Origin of the sequence: Microcoleus sp. S13_C3 (assembly GCF_036700905.1) — a bacterium.
Classification (GTDB): Bacteria; Cyanobacteriota; Cyanobacteriia; order Cyanobacteriales; family Microcoleaceae; genus Microcoleus.
Genome location: NZ_JAUBPT010000362.1, coordinates 1 through 1307, shown reverse-complemented (window position 1 = coordinate 1307; position 1307 = coordinate 1). Strand labels below are relative to the sequence as shown.

The 1307-nt window shown below is 45.6% G+C and carries 1 protein-coding gene; it reads right to left on the bottom strand.

The annotated features are described in order from the left end of the window. Positions 1-295: 295 nt before the first annotated feature. On the bottom strand, positions 296-1126 hold the full coding sequence (locus tag QUA16_RS36735; RefSeq protein WP_333109785.1) for a GUN4 domain-containing protein: 831 nt from the start codon (positions 1124-1126) through the stop codon (positions 296-298). Positions 1127-1307: the final 181 nt, after the last annotated feature.

Sequence of the window (1307 nt, the reverse complement as noted above, 5' to 3'; positions counted from 1 at the left end):
TCGGATAGCATCGGTAGCGATATCTAGCTTTCATTTGTTTTTGATATTTACTGTCTTTATCTTAACATAAACCAGAATAAAAAGCCGTCCTAAAAGGACGGGGCTTTAAACCCAAAATTTTCGGTAAGAACTTGGGACATTTTCAAAAAGTGAATTTTTGCTGTTGTTATTGTAGCGTATTGGCAGCTTTCGGGGTATCGAACCCCTCAATCTGCCGCGCATTCTTCCCGACACTCACCTTTCAGGTAGAGTGCGGGACTCCTGCTGTTCTAGTTGAATTTTTTATTTTTGATGATTACCGATCGCCACTGGCCAGTTTCGCAGCGATGCGAGCCAAGTTTTCTGCTGCGGTGAGTTTACCAGCACCGTAACAGGCGCGCTGTCTCCATGCGGTGACGGGGAGATGTCCGGGGGGAGCATCTTCATTGAAGGAGAGCTCGCTGTAATATTTCCAATTTTCCTTGACTCTCCAGCCGACTCGATCGCAAAATTCAGTATAATTTGCCTCGGTACTTTCCCAAATCTGCTGCTGCACGCTCAACCCGAACCGCCCGCTGCTGTATTGTTGCCAAAGTCGGTCGATCGTGCGAAGGTCTGTAGGAGGAAAACTGTCAATATCGGCTGCACTCAGCCAGCCTTCGTCTTCCCTGACAGCGATTTGCAGCAAGATTTCCCAAGTGTGTTCATCAGCTTTGCGCCATTTTGCGGCTTCTAATAGCTTTGTCAGTTGGCGGTAGTCCATCCCTACTTCGGAGATAGCCGGAGTTGAGTCAGGTATAGCGCCGATTTTGTCTTCCAGTCGCAGTAGAGTGCTGACAATCAATTCGGGGTTTAGTTGTTCGAGGCGGTACAGAACCCATTCTAACTGAGATTGAATGTATGTGCGGGCGATCGCACCTTGCTGCACTTCCCCCTGCAACTCATCAAATTTAGCTAACCAATTTTGTTGATTGCGGGCCAATTCCCACATTTGTTTTGCCCACTGCAATCTAACTTGTTCTTTTTTTAAATAAGTTTTGGAAGGCTTAGCACGCTGCGGGTAGGGAGTCAAATCCCAGCCACAAATCGAGCACAACTCTGCTTTTTCTTCTATGTATTCAGCACCGCACACTGGACAGTTAGACATATTGCCATAAATTCGGTTGCCAAGTAATTATAGGACATCTGGTAAATTAACCCTAATTCGATTAGGTACGCACTGAACACCCTACAATTACAGTTTATCTGTAGCCCACATTCCGCACTTCAAGTTGAAGTACGATAAAATAGAATACCCAAAAAGCCAAAAACCAGGATAATTCATAAAA

What these genes read in the sequence shown, in the direction of transcription:
- QUA16_RS36735 (WP_333109785.1), bottom strand. Translation starts at nt 1,126, where the DNA reads ATGTCTAACTGTCCAGTGTGCGGTGCTGAATACATAGAAGAAAAAGCA.